Source organism: Oceanobacillus luteolus, from assembly GCF_042678205.1.
In the GTDB taxonomy this organism is placed as follows: domain Bacteria; phylum Bacillota; class Bacilli; order Bacillales; family Amphibacillaceae; genus Oceanobacillus; species Oceanobacillus luteolus.
Window position 1 is genome coordinate 1 of sequence record NZ_JBHUDE010000030.1, and the last position, 976, is coordinate 976.

The 976-nt window shown below is 37.2% G+C and carries 2 protein-coding genes; both read left to right on the forward strand.

The window, feature by feature from the left end:
• Positions 1 to 439: 439 nt before the first annotated feature.
• On the forward strand, positions 440 to 586 hold the full coding sequence (locus tag ACFSBH_RS06185) for a hypothetical protein (protein WP_379596588.1): 147 nt from the start codon (positions 440 to 442) through the stop codon (positions 584 to 586).
• A gap of 1 nt (position 587) precedes the next feature.
• The coding region (locus ACFSBH_RS06190) for an ATP-binding protein (protein ID WP_379596590.1) at positions 588 to 976 on the forward strand (389 nt) is incomplete at its 3' end.

Here is a 976-nt window from a genome sequence, read left to right on the forward strand (position 1 = left end):
TATAATTTCTTTACTCCTTCTCCAGTCATCAGAGATATCACACACTTACGTGCTTTATTATTTGAACAATGTAAAAAAGATCATCAACGACTTCATTATAAGAAGGATATCGTTATTGCAGATTTGTTTGAAGAGGAAAAGAAATATGGATTAGCTTTACCTGAGTCTGATTATCCGGTATTTAAACAGTCCATGGTAACCGCTAATAAATATGGTGAAGTAAGAATTGATGGAGCATTGGTCCATGTGCCTAAAAGTTATCATTACGGTAAGCTACATTTGATTTTATATTGGGATCACTACAAGGTCGTCTCACATAACGGAGAGGTGCTTTCCACTGGTCCCAGACTGTATATGAATCAAACTAGGGAAATTCCGTGGCAATCCATCCTAAATNGAGCGTGTGGAGTGGTTATTGAGCTTGATTATAAATCATGATATGCAAGAAATAGATGAAAAATTCTATGAGTTACTACCAGACGAAAAGCAATTTGATTCAAGTTCAGATGATTCTACGAACCATCCTTATGATGTGGATTGGAGTATTTACGATTCCCTCCAGCCTACTGTGAAGGCAGGTGTTTAACGTGTCTGATGTGATTAGAGAGAAATGTAAATTACTCCGTTTAGCATATATTGCAGACCTGTATGAAAAAGTTCCTTTCGAGAATCCGGAACAATATTTAATGGATCTATTACAACAGGAAATAGAGTTAAGGGAAATCGCAAAAGGAGAACGTTTAATTAAAAAAGCAAAGTTTATGAATGAAAAGGAATTAGAGGATTATCAATGGGGCGACCATATTCACTTCCCATCTAATCTCGACAGAGATGGCCTTGAATCCCTTTCCTTTATCAAGAGAAAAGAGAATGTGATTTTATCAGGGGCACCAGGAACAGGAAAGTCGCATCTAGCGACAGCATTAGGTAGAAAAGCTTGTAGAAACGGATATGAGGTCCGTTTCTACAGAGTAGC